General features: G+C 63.5%; 21 protein-coding genes. 5 read left to right on the forward strand and 16 right to left on the reverse strand.

Annotated features, from left to right (window positions below; translation table 11 throughout):
- Positions 1–1,559, reverse strand: a 1,559-nt coding sequence (gene lepA / locus VN004_RS03075; RefSeq protein ID WP_325606896.1) for a translation elongation factor 4, incomplete at its 3' end; no start/stop codon positions are given.
- An 80-nt stretch (positions 1,560–1,639) separates the two neighbouring features.
- On the opposite strand from lepA, the gene VN004_RS03080 reads away from it, so the two are divergent.
- Positions 1,640–2,128 carry a GNAT family N-acetyltransferase gene (locus VN004_RS03080; protein ID WP_325606897.1) on the forward strand — a complete coding sequence of 163 codons (489 nt, stop codon included), beginning with the start codon at positions 1,640–1,642 and terminating at the stop codon, positions 2,126–2,128.
- Between the two features lie 9 nt (positions 2,129–2,137).
- On the opposite strand, the gene VN004_RS03085 is transcribed toward VN004_RS03080, so the two are convergent.
- The 11 genes from VN004_RS03085 to VN004_RS03135 all read right to left on the reverse strand — a co-directional run bounded on the left by VN004_RS03085 (position 2,138) and on the right by VN004_RS03135 (position 11,155).
- Positions 2,138–2,554, reverse strand: coding sequence for a DUF1801 domain-containing protein (locus tag VN004_RS03085; RefSeq protein ID WP_325606898.1), 417 nt, complete (start codon positions 2,552–2,554; stop codon positions 2,138–2,140).
- Between the two features lie 131 nt (positions 2,555–2,685).
- A complete protein-coding gene (locus VN004_RS03090; RefSeq protein WP_325606900.1) occupies positions 2,686–3,165 on the reverse strand; it encodes a DUF1801 domain-containing protein in 480 nt (159 codons plus the stop codon).
- Between the two features lie 87 nt (positions 3,166–3,252).
- Positions 3,253–4,680: an adenosylhomocysteinase gene (gene ahcY, locus VN004_RS03095; protein ID WP_325606902.1), complete on the reverse strand. Its 1,428-nt coding sequence runs from the start codon at positions 4,678–4,680 to the stop codon at positions 3,253–3,255.
- A gap of 233 nt (positions 4,681–4,913) precedes the next feature.
- The gene (locus VN004_RS03100) at positions 4,914–5,354 is read right to left on the reverse strand and encodes a hypothetical protein (protein WP_325606904.1); all 441 of its coding nucleotides are present in this window, start codon (positions 5,352–5,354) and stop codon (positions 4,914–4,916) included.
- Entirely contained in the window at positions 5,344–6,243 is a 900-nt protein-coding gene (locus VN004_RS03105; RefSeq protein ID WP_325606906.1) for a ParA family protein, read from the reverse strand. The genes VN004_RS03100 and VN004_RS03105 overlap by 11 nt, the downstream gene beginning before the upstream one ends.
- Positions 6,240–7,049 carry a hypothetical protein gene (locus tag VN004_RS03110; RefSeq protein WP_325606908.1) on the reverse strand — a complete coding sequence of 270 codons (810 nt, stop codon included), beginning with the start codon at positions 7,047–7,049 and terminating at the stop codon, positions 6,240–6,242. The genes VN004_RS03105 and VN004_RS03110 overlap by 4 nt, the downstream gene beginning before the upstream one ends.
- Positions 7,050–7,177: 128 nt before the next feature.
- Positions 7,178–7,462, reverse strand: coding sequence for an HPr family phosphocarrier protein (locus VN004_RS03115; RefSeq protein ID WP_325606910.1), 285 nt, complete (start codon positions 7,460–7,462; stop codon positions 7,178–7,180).
- Positions 7,459–7,860: a PTS sugar transporter subunit IIA gene (locus VN004_RS03120; RefSeq protein ID WP_325606912.1), complete on the reverse strand. Its 402-nt coding sequence runs from the start codon at positions 7,858–7,860 to the stop codon at positions 7,459–7,461. The genes VN004_RS03115 and VN004_RS03120 overlap by 4 nt, the downstream gene beginning before the upstream one ends.
- Before the next feature lie 179 nt (positions 7,861–8,039).
- On the reverse strand, positions 8,040–8,486 hold the full coding sequence (locus tag VN004_RS03125; RefSeq protein WP_325606914.1) for an HPr kinase/phosphatase C-terminal domain-containing protein: 447 nt from the start codon (positions 8,484–8,486) through the stop codon (positions 8,040–8,042).
- A 17-nt stretch (positions 8,487–8,503) separates the two neighbouring features.
- The gene (locus VN004_RS03130) at positions 8,504–10,294 is read right to left on the reverse strand and encodes a stimulus-sensing domain-containing protein (RefSeq protein ID WP_414710223.1); all 1,791 of its coding nucleotides are present in this window, start codon (positions 10,292–10,294) and stop codon (positions 8,504–8,506) included.
- Positions 10,295–10,453: 159 nt separating this feature from the next.
- The gene (locus tag VN004_RS03135) at positions 10,454–11,155 is read right to left on the reverse strand and encodes a response regulator transcription factor (protein ID WP_325606916.1); all 702 of its coding nucleotides are present in this window, start codon (positions 11,153–11,155) and stop codon (positions 10,454–10,456) included.
- 185 nt (positions 11,156–11,340) lie between these two features.
- On the opposite strand from VN004_RS03135, the gene VN004_RS03140 reads away from it, so the two are divergent.
- From VN004_RS03140 to VN004_RS03155, 4 genes are all read left to right on the forward strand, one after another.
- Positions 11,341–12,063, forward strand: coding sequence for a HugZ family protein (locus tag VN004_RS03140; RefSeq protein WP_325606918.1), 723 nt, complete (start codon positions 11,341–11,343; stop codon positions 12,061–12,063).
- Positions 12,064–12,173: 110 nt separating this feature from the next.
- Positions 12,174–12,794 (forward strand): OmpA family protein, encoded by a 621-nt coding sequence (locus tag VN004_RS03145; protein WP_325606920.1) that lies wholly within the window; start codon positions 12,174–12,176, stop codon positions 12,792–12,794.
- Positions 12,795–13,115: 321 nt separating this feature from the next.
- The gene (locus VN004_RS03150) at positions 13,116–14,738 is read left to right on the forward strand and encodes a phosphoenolpyruvate carboxykinase (protein ID WP_325606923.1); all 1,623 of its coding nucleotides are present in this window, start codon (positions 13,116–13,118) and stop codon (positions 14,736–14,738) included.
- Positions 14,739–14,806: 68 nt separating this feature from the next.
- The gene (locus VN004_RS03155; protein ID WP_325606925.1) at positions 14,807–15,901 is read left to right on the forward strand and encodes an NAD(P)/FAD-dependent oxidoreductase; all 1,095 of its coding nucleotides are present in this window, start codon (positions 14,807–14,809) and stop codon (positions 15,899–15,901) included.
- Here the strand turns inward: VN004_RS03155 and VN004_RS03160 are convergent.
- The 4 genes from VN004_RS03160 to VN004_RS03175 form a co-directional block, all read right to left on the reverse strand.
- Positions 15,886–16,551 (reverse strand): DUF2865 domain-containing protein, encoded by a 666-nt coding sequence (locus VN004_RS03160; protein ID WP_325606927.1) that lies wholly within the window; start codon positions 16,549–16,551, stop codon positions 15,886–15,888. The two genes, VN004_RS03155 and VN004_RS03160, sit on opposite strands and share 16 nt — an antisense overlap.
- 155 nt (positions 16,552–16,706) lie before the next feature.
- Complete coding sequence (locus VN004_RS03165; protein WP_325606929.1) at positions 16,707–17,417, reverse strand: DUF2865 domain-containing protein; 711 nt, start codon at positions 17,415–17,417, stop codon at positions 16,707–16,709.
- 168 nt (positions 17,418–17,585) lie between these two features.
- Positions 17,586–18,176, reverse strand: coding sequence for an orotate phosphoribosyltransferase (gene pyrE, locus VN004_RS03170; protein WP_325606931.1), 591 nt, complete (start codon positions 18,174–18,176; stop codon positions 17,586–17,588).
- Between the two features lie 110 nt (positions 18,177–18,286).
- Positions 18,287–18,634 (reverse strand): glutathione binding-like protein (locus VN004_RS03175; RefSeq protein ID WP_325606933.1); only part of this gene is annotated, 348 nt, incomplete at its 5' end.

Consider the following 18,634-nt stretch of genomic DNA (forward strand, 5'->3'; position numbering starts at 1 on the left):
TCCACCATCGCGCGGCCGCGGCCCTCCGCGCGCGTCTTGTGCACCAGCATCGCCAGCGCATCGACCGGCTCGCAGTTGACGAGGATCTGCATCTTCACGAGGTCGGACGGGCGATAGTCCGTCAGATGATAGTCGAACGAGGCATAGCCCTTCGACACCGACTTCAACCGGTCGTAGAAATCGAACACCACCTCGTTGAGCGGCAGATCGTATTTCACCATCGCGCGGTTGCCGACATAGGTCAGCTCTTTCTGATTGCCGCGCCGGTCCTGGCAGAGCTTGAGCACCGAACCGAGATATTCGTCGGGCGTCAGGATCGTGGCCTCGATCCACGGCTCCTCGATCTCCTCGATCTTGACGACGTCCGGCATGTCGACCGGATTGTGGATCTCGATGTGGCTGCCATCGGTCAGCGTCATCTTGTAGATGACGCTCGGCGCGGTCGCAATCAGGTCGAGATTGAATTCGCGCTCCAGCCGCTCCTGGATGATTTCGAGATGCAGGAGCCCGAGGAAGCCGCAGCGGAAGCCGAAGCCGAGCGCAGCCGAGGTCTCCATCTCGAATGAGAAGCTCGCATCATTGAGGCGCAGCTTGCCCATCGCCGCGCGCAGATCCTCGAATTGCGCGGCATCGACCGGGAACAGTCCGCAGAACACCACCGGGATCGCCGGCTTGAAGCCGGGCAGCGGCTCGGAGACCGGCTTTCGCGCGTCGGTCAGCGTATCGCCGACGCGGGTGTCGGCCACTTCCTTGATCGAGGCGGTGAGGAAGCCGATCTCGCCGGGGCCGAGTTCGCTCACCTCGACCTTCTTCGGGGTGAACACGCCGACCCGGTCGACGTCATAGACCGCGCCGGTCCCCATCATCTGGATGCGGTCGCCTTCCTTCAGCGTGCCGTCGACAATGCGCACCAGCACGATGACGCCGAGATAGGGGTCGTACCAGGAATCGACCAGCAGTGCCTTGAGCGGCGCGTTGCGGTCGCCCTTCGGCGGCGGCAGGCGATGGACGATCGCCTCCAGCACGTCGGGGATACCGATGCCGGTCTTGGCGGAGATCGGGATCGCATCCGAGGCGTCGATGCCGATCACGTCCTCGATCTGCTGCTTGACCTTCTCCGGCTCTGCCGCCGGCAGATCGACCTTGTTCAGGACCGGCACGATCTCGTGGTTGTTGTCGATCGCCTGATAGACATTGGCGAGCGTCTGCGCCTCCACGCCCTGCGAGGCGTCGACCACGAGCAGCGAGCCCTCGCAGGCGGCGAGCGAGCGGTTCACCTCGTAGGCGAAGTCGACATGGCCAGGGGTGTCGATCAGGTTGAGGATGTATTCCTTGCCGTCCTTGGCGCGATAGCGCAGCCGTACGGTCTGCGCCTTGATGGTGATGCCGCGCTCGCGCTCGATGTCCATGGAATCGAGCACCTGCTCCTTACCGGCCATCTCCCGCGCGTCCATCGCCCCGGTGAGCTGGATCAGCCGGTCGGCGAGCGTGGACTTGCCGTGGTCGATATGCGCAACAATGGAAAAATTGCGGATATTGTCGATGGTTGCCGCTGTCATGGGCGGCGGGATAGCATTGCCGGAAAAGGCCCACAAGCAACGATAAGCGGCCGGGACCGGCCGACAGGAGGCGATCTGAGGTGGCGACAATACGGCCCGCAACGGAAGCCGATCTACCTGCGATTCTCGCGATCTATAACGACGCCGTCACCAAAACCACGGCGATCTGGAACGAGGCGCCGTCCGATCTGGAGGGCCGCCGCGTCTGGTTTGCCACGCGGCGGGAGGCCGGTTTCCCGGTCCTGGTCGCTGACGAAGGCGGCGTGCAGGGCTACGGCTCTTTCGGGCAGTTCCGCCCCTTCGAGGGCTACCGGCACACCGTCGAGCATTCGGTCTATGTGCTGGACGAGGCGCAGGGCAAGGGTTTCGGCCGGATGCTGCTCCAGGCGCTGATCGAGGAGGCGCGCCGGCTCGGCAAGCGGGTGATGATCGGGGCGATCGACGCCTCGAACTATCCGTCGCTGGCGCTCCACGAAACCATGGGCTTCGAGGAAGCCGGCCGTCTGCCCGGCGTCGGCGAGAAATTCGGCAAGCGGCTCGACCTCGTGCTGGTACAGCTCAACCTGTAGCCCCGGCGCTCAGGCCCGCGACTTGCTTGCGCGGCCTTTCTCGTTGAGCGCCACGGCCGCGCGGACGAGCGCCTTCAACGCCGCTTCGTCGATCGTCTCGCCTTCATGAATGTCGATCGCGCGCCGCACATTGCCGTCGAGTCCGGCATTGAATAGGCCGGACGGGTCGAGCAGCGCGGCGCCCCTGGCGAAGGTCAGCTTCACCTTGTCCTTGTAGGTTTCGCCGGTGCAGATGATGCCGGCCTTTTCCCAGACCGGAACGCCGGCCGGGTTGGAGGGCTTCTGCCATTTCACCGTCTCGACAATATCGGAATCGGCCTCACGCATGATCGCGCGGACACGCGCGAGAGTCGCGGCGCGCCAGTCGGCGGAGGATTTTGCACCCGCCGTCTTTTGCGGCTTCACCGTCTTCTTCGCTGCCTTCATGAGGTGCTCTCCCTGTCCGTGAACTGTGGATCACCGACTTCGACGCAGGCCAGCGAGCGGCCGTCTTCGGTGATCCGGTTCATGCCCACCTCTCACTGGTTCAGGCTGCGCGGGCGGCCCTGACGATCGCCTCACATCTTCTCGCCGGGCAATGCGCTCGCCTGCTTCACCCAGCTGACGAACTGCGCCTCGTCGAAACGATCCTCATAGATGTCGAGATAGCGTACGCGTTCCTGCTTCGACGTGCCGGGCGGCAGCGGATCGAGCAGGGCGCCGCGGAAGAACGCGACCTTGATGTATTTCGCGAAGCAATGAAAGCTGAGGAACCAGACACCTTCCTCCATGCCGTAGAACGGGGAATTCCACTTCACCGCTTTCTTCACGCCGGGCACGGCGCGCACGATCAGTGCATCAAGCGTGCGGCCGAGATCGCTCTTCCAGCCCGGCATCGCGGCGATATAGGCCTGCACCGGCGCATCGCCATAGCCCTTCGCGATTTGCGGATTGCCGCCGGACAAAAGCTTCGGCTTTGCGGCCTTGGCGGACGCCGGCTTCTTGCGCGCAGTCGATTTCGCAGTCTTCGCCGAGGTCCTGGATGGTTTCTTCGCCATCGTGTCCTCCGTTTGAAGACAAGCATAACAAAGAAATGGCCGGGCAAAGCCCGGCCATTTCGTATTCCCGATTCACGGAAGAAGAAATCAGTAGCGGTAATGGTCCGCCTTGTACGGGCCTTCCTGCTTCACGCCGATATATTCGGCCTGGTCGGGGCGAAGCTTGGTCAGCTTCACGCCGATCTTGTCGAGATGCAGGCGCGCCACCTTCTCGTCGAGGTGCTTCGGCAGCGTGTAGACCTTCTTCTCGTACTTGCCCGGATTGGTGAACAGCTCGATCTGCGCCAGCGTCTGGTTGGTGAAGGAGGAGCTCATCACGAAGCTCGGATGACCCATCGCGTTACCGAGATTCACCAGGCGTCCTTCCGACAGCAGGATGATGCGGTGGCCATCCGGGAAGGTGATCTCGTCCACCTGCGGCTTGATGTTGTTCCACTTCAGGTTCTTCAGGCCCGCGACCTGAATCTCGTTGTCGAAATGGCCGATGTTGCAGACGATCGCGCGATCCTTCATCGCCCGCATATGGTCGATCGTGATGACATCCTTGTTGCCGGTGGCGGTGACGAAGATGTCGGCGATCGGCGCCGCCTCTTCCATGGTCACGACCTGATAGCCTTCCATCGCGGCCTGCAGGGCGCAGATCGGATCGATCTCCGACACCAGCACGCGGCAGCCGGCGTTGCGCAGGGAGGCGGCCGAACCCTTGCCGACGTCGCCGAAGCCCGCGACCATCGCGACCTTGCCGGCCATCATGACGTCAGTGCCGCGGCGAATGCCGTCGACCAGCGATTCCTTGCAGCCATAGAGGTTGTCGAATTTCGACTTCGTCACCGAGTCGTTGACGTTGATCGCGGGCCACAGGAGCGTACCGGCCTTCTGCATCTCGTAGAGGCGATGCACGCCGGTCGTGGTCTCTTCCGAGACGCCCTTGACCGACTTTGCGATCTCGCCGAACCAGCCCTTCGGCTTCTCCTTGAGGAGCCTCTTGATCAGAGCGAACAGGATTTCCTCTTCTTCCGAGGTAGGCTTGTCGAGGAAGGCGGTGTCGCCCTTCTCGGCGCGCACGCCGAGATGGATCAACAGGGTGGCGTCGCCGCCGTCGTCGAGGATCATGTTCGGGTAGCCGCCGCCGTGCCAGTCGAACAGCTTGGCGGTGTAGTCCCAGTAATCCTTCAGCGTCTCGCCCTTCACGGCGAAGACCGGGATGCCGGCCGCGGCGATCGCCGCGGCGGCGTGATCCTGGGTCGAATAGATGTTGCAGGACACCCAGCGGATATCGGCGCCGAGCGCCTTCAGCGTCTCGATCAGCACCGCGGTCTGGATGGTCATGTGCAGGGAGCCGGCGATCCGCGCGCCCTTCAGCGGCTGCGACTTGCCGTATTCCTCACGGGTCGCCATCAGGCCCGGCATCTCGGTTTCGGCGAGCGAGATTTCCTTCCGGCCGAAATCGGCGAGGCCGATGTCGGCGACGATGTAATCGGAAAAGCCCGGCTGTTTCGCTGCTGCTGCGGTCATGACGCTCCTTGACGCTGTGTCTTGCCTAGATGTCTGGAAAACGGACGCGACCCGCAGGTCAGGCCGCCGGTTCGGGCGCGGCTATAGCAGGGTCCGCCATGGGACGCAATGTGGATATAAAGATTTCTTTATGTCCTTTCGAAAGCCTTTAAAAGGCCACCCGCCGCGAGCGCCCGGCGGCGCCTTCGCCTTGCGGGCTGAAGGGGGCTATCACTGAGGGTGGCAGACGGCGCCTAGCGCTTGCGGACGGCGCCGGCCGAGGCAAACCATTCGCCCTCGTCAGGGGCGGCTTTCGGCGTGCGCTTCGCCTTCGGCCTTTTCGCCGGCGTTGCGGGCTTCGCGGTCGGCTGGACGTCACCGCGCACCAGCGCCAGGAAATGCTGCCGCCTCCAGGCGGCATCGGCCGACTTCAGATCGGGATGATGCTTGTCGAGCCGGGCGACGATCGTCTTCAGCTCGCCGTCCTTCAGGCCGTCCACCAGAAGACCGAAGACCTTCTTGCCGAGCGCCTTGCGAGCTTCACAGAAGTCCGACAGACCAAGCGTCTTGGTCTTCAGATATTTGGTCAGGGCGCTGCGCGCCGACTTCGCCGCCTCCGCGCGCAGCGAGGCGAAAACATCCGGGCTTTTTGCGATCGCACTCCAGGCGTCGAAGCCGTCGAATTCAAGAGCCATGAAGGACCTCTCTCACCTCTTTGACGAGGTCCGCCAGCATGATGTCGGTCCCGTCACGCCACTTCTGCGAAAAGGTCGGATGCACGTGAATTGTGCCGAGCGCCTGTGCGATCGCGGCACGCTCGGGAATCTCCGTCGCGAACACGGAAAATCTTGTGTCGTCCTTTGCGGATTCCGAGCGCAGCCGCACTCTCGTTCTTTCGTGATCCCGTGTCGGGCGGCGGCGCGTGATCAGGACATGCGGCAGACGCTTCGGCTGCTTGAGATTGCTCTGACTTGCGATCGGCCCGCTCCAGAGATTGCTGCAGAAGGACTTGAGACCATAGGTCGACAGAAAATCGGGAATGGTCGGCACGATGACGAGATTGGCAAGCCGGATGCTGACTTCGGTCAACACCGAGATGCCCGGCGCACAATCGAACAGAATGTAGTCGTAGGACTTCCGCGTCCGTTTCAGCTCGTCCTTGATGATCTGGTAAAGCGCCTCGACGATCCGATCGAGCGACATCCCCGACTTGGTCAGGGTGAAGATCATGTTGCGCTCCACCAGACGAAGCTCCGAGCTGGAGGCGAGCAGAGCCAGCGGCAATTGGCGGCCGAGATGGGTGACGTTGCTGATATTGGTGCGGATGCGTTTCTCCAGGGCCGCGTCCTTTTGGCCCCGCATGAAGCGGTCTTCGAGGAAAGCGTCGATGGTGTTGCCTTGTTCGATGATGGTCTTGAGAAACTGATCGCCCGCCAGACAGATCGAGGCATTGGCCTGCGGGTCGAGATCGACCACAAGCGTGTCCGCGCCTCTTGCCGCCAGGCTTTCGGCGAGGCCAATCACCGTCGCGGTCTTGCCGACGCCGCCTTTCATATTGGCAACGGCGATGACCTTGCCTTTCATGCGGACGCACCGTTGAGCAACGATCTGATCTGCTTACGCTGGGCGTCCTGCAACCGCTCGTCAAGAAAGACATCGATTTCGGCGGCGGGTGTCGCCTTGCGGGTGGGCTCCAGCAGAATGTCCCAGCTATCGAATTGCCGCGGATCGCGCGCACGAACGAAGCCAAGACCATAATGGTCGCATTGCCGCTGGATGTCGGGGAGCTTCTTGCCGAATTTCGACCCCTCGGGCAGGTGCCAGACCAGATAGCCGAAATTGGTGAAGCGGGTTTGCGCCAGCGTTTCGAACACCGCGAGATCGGTGGCGCCGCCGCTCTCGGTCTTCAGTTCGAAGCTGTGCACGTCGACCTCGACGCCCGGCAGCAACCTGAATTGCTTCACACTGATCAGCGTGAAATCGGGCCGCGCCCATTGCGTGCCGGTCCGGCCGATCTTCGAGGTGTCGCAGGTGATGCATCGGGCGCCGCGCAGCAAGTCGAGGTCTTGCTGAATCGGACCGTCGAGATATTTGCCGAGCCACGGCATCAGGCTCGCCTCGCTCCAGGCGTCTTTCGCCGCAGAGCCGCGGGCTATGCTCCGCGGCGTGGCGTGCGGCGTACGGAAAAGGCGCCCGCCGGGGCCCTGCTTCAGGCCGACCTGACCGCGCTCGATGAGCTTGGCGCGGGCAGCACCGTAACGATCCTCCGGGATGTCGCATGACAGCGCCCGCGCCAGCATGACCCGCATCACGCGGTTCAGGACCGGCGTCCCGTCCTCAGGCAGCAGGACAAGAATCTGCTTGGCAATATCTTCAATCGAAACCGGCACGCCGCACGACGGCGCGAACCATCGCGCCCCTCCCCTAATGGGGCGGGATTATGACGGGAACTCGTGACTTTTTCTACTTTTGATTGCAGGGCCGCAGGCGCCGGCAGCGGAGCGCGCCGGTTGGAAAGTCAGTCGTCCTCGTCGAAACGGCCGCCGATGAGGCTTTCGATGGCATCCATCACAGCCTCGGCATCATTGCCGCTGGCTTCGACTGTAATCGTGGAGCCGGGGCCGGCACCAAGCATCATCAGCCCCATGATGGAATTGCCGCCGACCGTCTCACCATTGCGCGTCACCTTCACGTCGGCATCGAAACGCTCGACGGTCTGCACGAACTTGGCTGACGCGCGCGCGTGCAAGCCCTTCTTGTTGCAGATTTCCAGAACGCGAACGATCGCGCCGTTGGCGGTCATTTTCCGGCAAGCACCCGGCTGGCAATGGTCACGTATTTTCGTCCGGCATCCTGGGCGGCCGCAACTGCCTCCGGCAATGGCTGATCGCTCCGGACCTTGGCAAGTTTTACCAGCATCGGCAGATTGATCCCCGCAACCACCTCAACTTTGGGGCGGCTCATGCAGGATATCGCAAGATTCGAGGGCGTCCCACCGAACATGTCGGTCAGGATCGCGACACCATCCCCCGTATCAACGCGCTTGACGGCTTCGATGATGTCCTTGCGACGCTGCTCGACGTCGTCGTCGGGACCAATCGTAATGGCTTCGATCTGCTTCTGCGGACCGACCACGTGCTCCAGCGCCGAGCGGAACTCCACGGCGAGGCGGCCGTGAGTGACGAGAACAAGGCCGATCATCAAGGACTCCGGCGGGCGCTCTTCGCATCGCGGGCGCCGCTCGAAAGGGCGCTCATCTTGACCATCCGAAAACCCATTGCAAGGCCCGCCACAGCGTTTTCGGGGTCATGTTGCATCGCGATAGGTAAGAAAGCCACAGGGTTTTTGCGAGAGGGCTCGCAGAGCCGCGTTCCGGCCGCTTAAGCGCTGTCCCATTGGCACTTTTCGTCGAGCCGCGCCAGAAGCGCGACCCGTGCGTCCACCCCGGGTGCGACCGGAAGCCGCGCCAGCCGGACGCCAAGGAGGTCGGTGGTCAGCGACACGGCTTCAGGGAGCCGGGCCGAATCCGAAGCATCGAGATCGACCACGAGATGAGCGACCGCCACCGGCTCGAACGGCAGGCGCGCGATGCCCTGCCCGCGGATCTCGATCCGCCCGGCAAGCGCCTGCGCCGGCCGCATCAGCAGCCGGCCATGCATCGCTTCGAGATGGATACGGTCGTCGCCGATCAGGCGCACCAGCTCCGGCCCGTGAGACTGAAGAAGCGACAGCGCGAGCCGCGACTTGCCGGAGCCGGACGGTCCGCGGATCAGAATGCCCCGGTAACCCCAGAGGATGGCGGTGGCATGTATCGACGGCCCAGCCATGCCCGCCGTCTGTCCGATCACGCGGCCGGCAGTTGCACGACAAAACGTGCGCCCAGGATCAGCGGGTCGGCGCCGTCATGTGTCGGCACGCCGCGACGGTTCTCCGCCCAGATTTTCCCGCCATGCGCCTCGATGATCTGTTTCGAGATCGAAAGACCGAGTCCGGAATTATTGCCGAAGCCCTGGTGCGGGCGATCCGTGTAGAAGCGCTCGAATATCTTCTGCATCGCATCCGGCCGGATGCCGGGACCGTCGTCATCCACGATGATCTCGACCATGTCGCGCACGCGCCGTGCAGTAACCCGCACCGTACCGCCCGGCGTCGAGAAGGACCGCGCGTTGGCGATCAGATTGTCGATCACCTGGCCAATCCGCGAATCGTGGCCTGGCACGACGAAGGCCTGCGGCCCGCCACCTTCGAACGCGAGCGCAACATGGACGCCCTCGTCCTGACGCACTTCGTTGGCGACCGTAACGACCGTTGTAAGCAGCGTATGCAGATTGACCGGCGCGGATTCCTGCCGCTGCAATTCAGCGTCAAGCCGGCTCGCGTCGGAAATATCGGAGATCAGCCGATCAAGGCGGCTGACGTCGTGCTGGATCACGGCGAACAGCCGCTCCTTGCTTTCCTGCGTCTTCGCCAGCGGGATGGTTTCCACCGCCGAACGCAGCGACGTGAGCGGGTTTTTCAATTCGTGCGCAACATCGGCGGCAAAGCTCTCGATCGCCTCGATCCGGCTGTAGAGCACATTGGTCATCTCGCGAAGCGCGCCGGACAGATCGCCGATTTCGTCCTTGCGGTGCGTGAAGTCCGGAATCTCCACGCGAGACCGAATCCGCCTTCGCACGCGTTCGGCGGCATCGGCAAGGCGGCGTACCGGCCCGGCTATGGTGCGGGCAAGGAACATCGACAGCACGGTCATGATCACGGCGGCGACCAGGAACACCTTGAAGATTGCCAGCCGTTCCGCCGCGATACTGTCTTCGATGTCGGCGCCTTGTGTCGACAGCAGCAGGACGCCGCGCACGGCACGGAACCGTTGCAGGGGCGTGGCCACCGAGACGATCACTTCGCCGCGCTGATTGATCCGCACGACGGAATTGGTCTTGCCCTCGACCGCCGCTGCGACTTCCGGATAGGCGGTGCCCTCCTCGCCCGGCCCGAGCTCGCGGTACACGGGCAGGTCGCCGCGTGCGAGCCATTTGCGGATGGAGTTGATCTGCTTTTCGAAAAAGCCCGGCTTGACGGTTCCGTCCTGCAGATCGAACCGCAGCACGTCGCCGCGGCCATACAGGCTGCGGCTGTCGAGCAGCAGCACACCCTCGCGATCGTAGATGCGCGCGCGCGTGTTGGTCGGTGAAATCAATCGCCTCAATACCGGGGCGACGCGCTCCGGGCTGATCGGAAATTCGAGGGCGGCTTCGTCGGGCCCGTAGGTCTGGCCAAGCTGCAATTCGAGCAGCCGGTCCGGATCGATGGTGATCGAGTCTGTCTCGACGGCCGCCGAGGCGGCAATCGCGCTGGCGATGATTTCGGCCTGCACCTGCAGACTGCGAATACGCGCCTCGATGAAGAATTGTCGGGACTGCGACAGGTAGAGAATGCCGACGAACAGCGCGAAAAGCCCGGCGACATTCAGGAACACGATCCGCCGGGTGAGGCTCGACGAGCCCTGCCCCACGAAATACTGCCAGTATTCGGAAAGCCTCCGAAATACGCCGCGAGCGGCCGAGCGCGGGGCCGCTTCGCCAGCCGGCCTTTCCTCGGCCGGGCTTTCCTGTGTCAGTTGCTTGGTCCGGTCGAGCACGTCACCTGCGCCCTGGGTTTCGCACCGCCGGGGCCTGGATGCCCGCGGCGGTGGCCCCAATCTAGTGCCCCGCGTCCGATCTTCCTACACCGGCCGCCGCATTTGGGCTGCGGCGCTGGTCGAGCCGGTCCGCGACTGCGCCGAAGTCCGTAGCCGCGATCAGGCTTCCTTGAAGCGGTAGCCGACGCCGTACAGGGTCTCGATCATGTCGAAGTCGTCGTCTACCACCTTGAACTTCTTGCGCAGTCGCTTGATGTGGCTGTCGATGGTGCGATCGTCGACATAGACCTGATCGTCATAGGCCGCATCCATTAGCGCGTTGCGGCTTTTCACGACGCCCGGACGGCTCGCCAGCGCCTGCAGGATCAGGAATTCGGTCACCGTCAGGGTCACCGGCTCCATCTTCCAGGTGCAGGTGTGACGCTCCGGATCCATGCGCAGCATGCCGCGCTCGAGGACCTTCGCCGTATCGACTTCTTTCGGCGCAGTCCCGTCCTTCGGTTGGCCACGGCGCAGCACGGCCTTGACGCGCTCCACCAGCAGCCGCTGGGAGAAGGGTTTGCGGATGAAATCGTCGGCGCCCATTTTCAAGCCGAACAGCTCGTCGATTTCCTCGTCCTTTGAGGTCAGGAAGATCACGGGCATGTCGGTCTTTTGCCGGACGCGGCGGAGCAGCTCCATGCCATCCATGCGCGGCATCTTGATATCGAGGATCGCAAGGTCCGGAGGCGAGGACTTGAAGCCGTCCAGCGCCGAGGCGCCGTCGGTGTAGGTCATGATCCGGTATCCCTCGGCCTCGAGCGCGATGGAGACGGATGTGAGAATGTTGCGGTCGTCGTCGACGAGAGCAATGGTCGGCATGACCCCTCTTTTCTTCAGCTCGGTGTGGAATCCCCGAGTGGCTTGAAGCCCGTAAAGCTGGGCCGAAATGTGACTATTCGGCAACAACTCAATGATTCCGCTGTATTGACGACCATATCCCTCTTTTGTTCCCACCGCCAGCACGGGCCCCGTGCAGGGGAATCCAGACCGACAGGTGACCACCGATGAAGCCGCAATCCGATTTCGATCCCAAGATCGCCGCGAAGAAACTGCTGCGGGAAGCGCGTTCCGGCGCCCTGGCCACGCTGATGGCCGGGTCTGACGACCCCTATTGCTCGCTGGTCAATGTCGCGACAGCGTTCGACGGATCCCCGCTCCTCCTGATCTCCAAGCTCGCGATTCATACAAAAAACGTGATGGCGGACAGCCGCGTCTCGCTGATGCTGGACGAGCGCAAGGAGGGCGATCCCCTGGAGGGCGCGCGGGTCATGCTGATGGGGCGGGCGGCGGTGACCACCGACCCGCATGATCGCCGCCGATACCTGGCGCGCCAGCCGGAAGCTGCGATGTTCGCCGACTTCGCCGATTTCGCTTTCTACCGGATCGAGATTTCGGCGGCCCATCTGGTGGCGGGCTTTGGCCGCATCGTCGACCTCAAGCCGCAGGACATCCTCGTCGACGTCCGTGGCGCGGACGATCTGCTCGCCGCCGAAGACGGGGCGTCACGGCACATGAACGAGGACCATGCCGACGCCTGCCGGCTTTACGCGACCAATCTCTACGGAGCGCCGGACGGCGACTGGCGTTGCGCAGGATTCGACCCGGAGGGCCTGGAACTGCAGAACGGACGCACGGCCTTGCGCGTCGCCTTCCCGCAACGCGTGGCAGGGTCTGGGCCGTTGCGCGCGACCCTCGTCCAGATGGCCCAGCAGGCGCGCGCCGGCTGAACCGTCTGTCACATCGGCGCGACCAAGTTGTGAATCCGGTTTGTCCGCAGGTGCTGCACCCCGCAGCCCTGCCGTGATATGGTTGGGTGTTCCGATTGAGGGTTGAACCGATGATCCGCACGGCGAAATTCATTATCGGCAGCATCGCAATAGCGTTCGCACTGGCGGGCGCCACTCCGTCCTATGCGCAATCGAGCCGCATCGAAGAAGCGCTCACGCCGAAGACAACCAGCAGCAAGACACGGAGCCTGACGCGGTCGTTCGATCCGAAGGCAGCCGCGTCGCAGAACGCCTTGCAGAAAGCACGCACCCGCGCGATTTCGATCGAAGCGGTCACACCGGCGACCAAGGAAGAGCGTGAAGAGATCGCCAAGGTGATCGAAGACAAGCCGAAGATCGATCTTGCGATCTTCTTCGATTACAATTCCGATGTCATCGGGCCGAAGGCGGCCGCGGCAGTCGACGAGCTTGGCGCCGCTCTGAAATCGCCCAAGCTGCAGGGCGCCAATATCGTTCTCAACGGACATACCGACGCCGCCGGCAGCGCCGAATACAATCTCGGCCTGTCACATCGCCGCGCGCAGTCGGTGCGCCGCTATCTGATCGAGCGTCACGGCATCGCTCCAGACAAGCTTGCGGTATTCGGCTTCGGCTTCGAAAAGCTGAAGGTGCCGAGCCAGCCGCTGTCCGGCGAGAACCGGCGCGTCGAGGTGGTCAACATCGTCGATTGATCGGAATTTGTGCAGGAGGAGACAAAGGGCGGCCGGTGACGGTTGCCTTTGTCTGCCGCCACCGCCTGCAAGTCCGCAATCCACGCAAGTCACCCACATCCTTAACGCGTCTTATGCCCCAACTTACCGTTATTTGCTGCGGTGCAACGCGATTCCGCGGCAACCTTTACGGTCTCAAGGGACTTGGCAGCGCGACGGCGCGGCTCTAAGACACCGCGCGGCCCACGCGGCCGCGATTGAGCTATCTCAAGGGCCACACTCACATCGGCGTGTGACAGAAGCTGGCCGCAGCAGCGGTCGGGGCGTTTTGGAGGGCATTCCGTGCAGGAAACGGGCGTACGCAATAAAGCCTATGGTGCAGACAAATTTGGCCTGAAGGATCTACAGGCTGTCCACTGGAATCTGACCGACGCGCCGCTTTACGAGCACGCGATCCGCAACGGTGAAGGCAACATCGTCGCCGGCGGGGCGCTCTGCGCCGAGACCGGCCATCACACCGGCCGCTCACCCAAGGACAAGCATACCGTGGTCGACGACCTCACCCGCGACAGCGTGTGGTGGGACGGCAACCGCAAGCTCTCGAAAGAGCATTTCGAAAATCTGTACCAGGACTTCCTTGCGCACTGCAAAGGCAAGCAGCTTTTCGCGCAGGACCTCTATGGCGGCGCCGACAAGACCTATCGCATCAAGGTCCGCGTCTTCACCGAGCTGGCCTGGCACTCGCTGTTCATCCGCACCCTGCTGATCCGTCCGGAGCAGTCCGAACTCGCGGGCTTCGTGCCGGATATGACCATCATCGACCTGCCGTCGTTCGTTCCGGACGCCAAGCGTCACGGCGGCCGCGAAGGCTCCGACACGATGGTGGCGATCGATTTCACCCGCAAGATCGTGCTGATCTGCGGCTCGTCCTATGCCGGCGAAATGAAGAAGTCGGTGTTCACGACGCTGAACTTCTATCTGCCCGCGCAGGGCGTGATGCCGATGCACTGCTCGGCCAACGTCTCGAATGACGGCAAGGAGAGCGCGCTGTTCTTCGGCCTGTCCGGCACCGGCAAGACCACGCTCTCCGCCGATCCCAACCGTACCCTGATCGGCGACGACGAAACTGGCTGGGGCCCCAACGGCATCTTCAATTTCGAAGGTGGTTGCTATGCCAAGTGCGTCGACCTCACCTATGAGAAAGAGCCGCTGATCTGGGACGCCACCAACCGCTTCGGCGCGGTGCTGGAGAACGTGGTGTTCGATCCGGTCACCCGCGTGCCGGACTACACCGACATTTCCAAGACCGAGAATACCCGCTCGGCCTACCCGCTGGACTCGATCCCGAATGCCTCGCGCACCGGCTGCGCCGGCCATCCGAAGAACGTGATCTTCCTCACCGCCGACGCCTATGGCGTGATGCCGCCGATCGCGAAGCTGACGCCCGCGCAGGCGATGTATCACTTCCTGTCCGGCTACACCGCGAAGGTCGCCGGCACCGAGAAGGGCCTCGTCGGCGTGCAGCCGGAATTCTCAACCTGCTTCGGTGCGCCGTTCCTGCCGCGTCCGCCGGCGGAATACGGCAACCTGTTCCGCAAATACATCACCGAGCACAATGTCGACTGCTGGCTGGTCAATTCCGGCTGGACCGCCGGCAAATACGGCGTCGGCCACCGCATGCCGATCAAGGCGACGCGGGCCCTTGTGACCGCGGCGCTCAACGGCTCGCTGAAGAACGCGACCTTCCGCACCGATCCGTATTTCGGTTTCGCGGTGCCGGTCGAAGTGCCCGGCATCGACACCAATCTGCTCAATCCGGTGTCGACCTGGAAGGACAAGAAGGAATTCGACGAGACCGCGCGCGCGCTGGTGAAGATGTTCCAGGACAACTTCACGAAGTTCGAAAGCAAGGTGGATCCGGATGTGCGCGCCGCCGCGCCGGAGGTACGGCTGGCCGCGGAATAATCCGCACCACCCATTTCAGAAACGACAAAAGCGGCCCATTCCGGGCCGCTTTTTTGTAGGCTTGAGCCATGCAGGTTCTTGTCATCGGGGCGGGCGTCATCGGACTCGCCACAGCCCGCGCGGCCGCGCTCGCAGGTCACGATGTGATCGTGGCCGAGCAGGCGTCCGCGATCGGCACCGGAATCTCCTCGCGCAACAGCGAGGTGATCCACGCCGGTATGTATTATCCGACGGGCTCGGTGCGCGCGCGGATGTGCGTGCGCGGCAATCGCATGCTCTACGCCTTCTGCGAGGCGCGTGGTGTGCCGCATCGGCGCTGCGGCAAATTCATTGTCGCGACAAACGACGCCGAGCGCACTCGTATCGAGGCGATCGCAGAACAGGGGCGTATCAACGGCGTCGAGGGGCTCGAGATCATCGGCGGCAACGCCGCGCGCGATCTGGAGCCGGAATTGTCCTGTATTGCGGCCCTCGTCTCCCCCACAACCGGCATCATCGATGGTCACGGTTACATGCTTGCGCTGCAGGGCGACCTCGAAGCGCATGGCGGCGCAATTGCCTTCGAAACACCGGTCGAACGGCTCGCGCCCGGCCTTCACGGCTGGCGCGTTACGTTCGGCGGACGCGAGCCGGGCCATCTTGATGTGGATGCGGTAGTGAATTGCGCCGGACTGTCGGCACAGGCCGTGGCGCGCAACATCGAGGGCTATCCGGCGACGCGCATTCCCAAACAGGTGCTGGCGAAGGGGAATTACTTCGCTTACGCGGGACGTCCCGCCTTCACGCGCCTGATCTATCCGACGCCGGTCGACGGCGGCCTCGGCGTTCATGTCACGCTCGACCTTGCCGGCCGCATGCGCTTTGGGCCGGATGTCGAGTGGATCGACCGCGAAACCTATGACGTGGATGCGCAGCGCGCCGCGTCCTTCTACGCCCGCATTCGAACCTATTGGCCGGCGTTGCCCGACGGCTCACTGGTGCCGGACTATGCCGGCATTCGCCCGAAGCTCACCGGCCCCGGCGAACCCGCGGCCGATTTCATGATCGAGGGGCCGGCGGAGCACGGCATGGCTGGGCTGATCAACCTCTTCGGCATTGAATCCCCCGGGCTCACCTCGTCGCTGGCGCTGGCCGAACTCGTGGTGTCTCACCTCGACGCCTGACGGGGAACGGGCTCCTGTCGATCCGCCGGCGCCGCGCCGGTGGTTTCCGCAGGTTTGCTCGCCGAAGGAGCCGGCTGAACGTTGGTCTCTGCCAACCGGCCGCGCATCGCCTTGGGCAGCCCCTTCATGTCGAGCGGCACGAAATCGGCCTTGCGTCGCGTGTCTCCGCGGTACGACATGAAACCCTGTTCGGTGGCGAGAATATCGCCGCGCTGCAAGCTGTCGTCGTCGGCAATATTCTGCCGGACCAACCCGATCGGGCTCTTGCCGTTGCAGGTGCAACCGTCGACCAGGCGTTCGCGATATACAAAGGCATTGGGGGTGTCGGAATAGCGCTTGCCATCCGAGGACACCGCATCGTCGATCGAGCTTCCGCTGAAGATTTTCGTCGGGCTGGCAGGGCACATGGCGTTGCACAGGTCAGCATCACCACCGCGATAATTGATGGGAAAGTGCCGCCCGTCGCACAATCTCACGCAATAGGTGACGCCACCGGAATGTCTGTGCTCGCGACGTTCGGCACGCGGCGTGTAGCGTCGGCCGTCATGGTGAGGGTCGGCGTAGGACCGCGCTGCAGGCGGTGCGCTGCGCCCTCGGCCAAAGAACATGTCGAAGAAGGCATCCGCGCCGGTGCCGGAAGCGAGCAGCACTGTTGCTGCAACAGCAAGATTTGCGCGAAATCGCAGCACGGCCCGACCCTTCGAGACAAGGAAACCGCCTTGTCAACGAAGGGGCACTGACTTCGTTTCCCGAAATCGCGACAAAATTGAAATCAGGGGGCGCAAAATTAGGGCGCTCGACTGGCTTATCGCAACGCCTGCGCCCGCTGGTTCACCGGCGGACGTGCCGGCGCGGCCTGAGGTGCAGGCGGTTGAGGAGCCGCATCCGGCCCAGGCGCGACTCGCGTCTGCGTCAACTGCTCTTTCATCTTCGCGGACAAGCCAGGCATGCTCGCAGCGGGAACGAATTCCGCCTGACGCCCATCGCTCCGAAAGCTCATCAGTCCGCTCTCGGTGGCGACGATGTCACCGTTGCGGAGCGTAGGGTCCTCGACGTCATCGAACGGCACGAGACCAAGCGGCCCCTTGCCGGTGCAGCTGCAGTCCGCCACGACCTTGTCGCGATACAGGAACGCATTGGGCAGATTGCTGTAGCGCTGCCCGTTCGGTGCGACGGCAGTTGCGATGTTGCCGCCGGAAAAGAGCTGTGTCGGCGCGTGCGGGCAAAACGCGCGGCACATTTCGCTGGCGTTCATCTTGCCCCGTCCGCTGACCGGGAAATAGCGCCCGTCGCAAAGCCGCACGCAATATCCGGAGGATGGCCCGCCCTCTCGCATGTCGTGGTTGGGGTCGTATGACTGCAGGCGCGGCGTGAAGGCCCGGCGGATGCCGCCGAACAACGATTCCAGCAGGTTCTGAGCGGAGGCGGGAGACGAGGCCTCTACCGCGAGGACGGCGGCGAATCCCGCAAGCGCGGCAAACCGCCGCCAGCGCAACAATACGCCAGCTCGAGCCACGACGGCTCCTTTCATCCGCGAGAGCCCAGGCTCCCTCCAACGCTGATCACGGCTTAATTGCGTTAGATCGGGACAGCTCCGGGCGCCCTACGCCACGGGTTCGTAACAAACCGCATTATGAGCCCGTGCGGTAAACGAGCTGATAACCACGGCAACAAAAATTCGCCGTCAGTCCTTCAGGAATTCGGCCGCGCGGTACAGGGAGCGAAACTCTAAGCCGGCATCGCGGAAAGCCTCGGCCGCGCCCTCCTCGCGATCGACCATGGTGAAGACCATGACGATGTCGGCGCCCGAATCGCGAACCGCGTCCACCGCCTTGATCGCGGAGCCGCCCGTGGTGGTGACGTCTTCCACGATCACCACGCGCTTGCCCTGGAGCGATTCGCCGGGAGCAAGTCCTTCGACCGACAGCCGGGCGCCATGCTCCTTCGGCTTCTTGCGCACGAAGAACGCCTGGATCGGCGTCCCCTTCATGAAGCTGAGCTGCGCGATCGCGCCCGCGATCGGCACCGCGCCCATCTCCAGCCCGCCGACATAATCGACGCGCTCTCCGGCAAGGGCGTCGAGCGTCAGCTCGGCAAGGAGCGCCGCGCCCTCGGCGTCGAGCATGGTCGGCTTCAGGTTGAAATAGAAGTCGCTCTTGCGGCCCGAAGCGAGCGTGATCTCGCCGCGCCCGAACGATCGCTTGCGGATGATGTCTTGCAGGCGGGCGCGCTTGGTGCCGATGGTCTGAAGGGATGGTGCCGGTGTCGTGCTCATGAGCGCCTCCCTAACATCAATGCGCCGGTCCCGCTATTTCCTGCAGGCGGGACCGCACATTTTCCCCAAATCAACGCGTTCCCGAATGAACGCGGCCCGTTTGCCGGCGCTCAGGCAGGACGCTTCGGGATCTCGAGCCCGCGTTGCACCGCCGGACGCGCCAGCGCCGCCTCGAGCCAGCGCGGCACCTCCTTCAGCGCATCGTATTCGACCAGTTCGCGGGCGCCGTAGAAGCCGATCAGGTTGCGCACCCAACCGATGCTCGCAACATCGGCGATGGTGAAGTCCTCGTCCATGATCCATCGCCGACCCTTGAGCCGGCCTTCCAGCACGCCGAGCAGGCGCTTCGACTCGTTGACGTAACGGTCGCGCGGGCGCTTGTCCTCGTAGTCCTTGCCCGCGAATTTGTGGAAGAAGCCGACCTGCCCGAACATCGGGCCGATGCCGCCCATCTGGAA

Source organism: Pseudorhodoplanes sp. (assembly GCF_035565855.1).
Classification (GTDB): Bacteria; Pseudomonadota; Alphaproteobacteria; order Rhizobiales; family Xanthobacteraceae; genus Pseudorhodoplanes.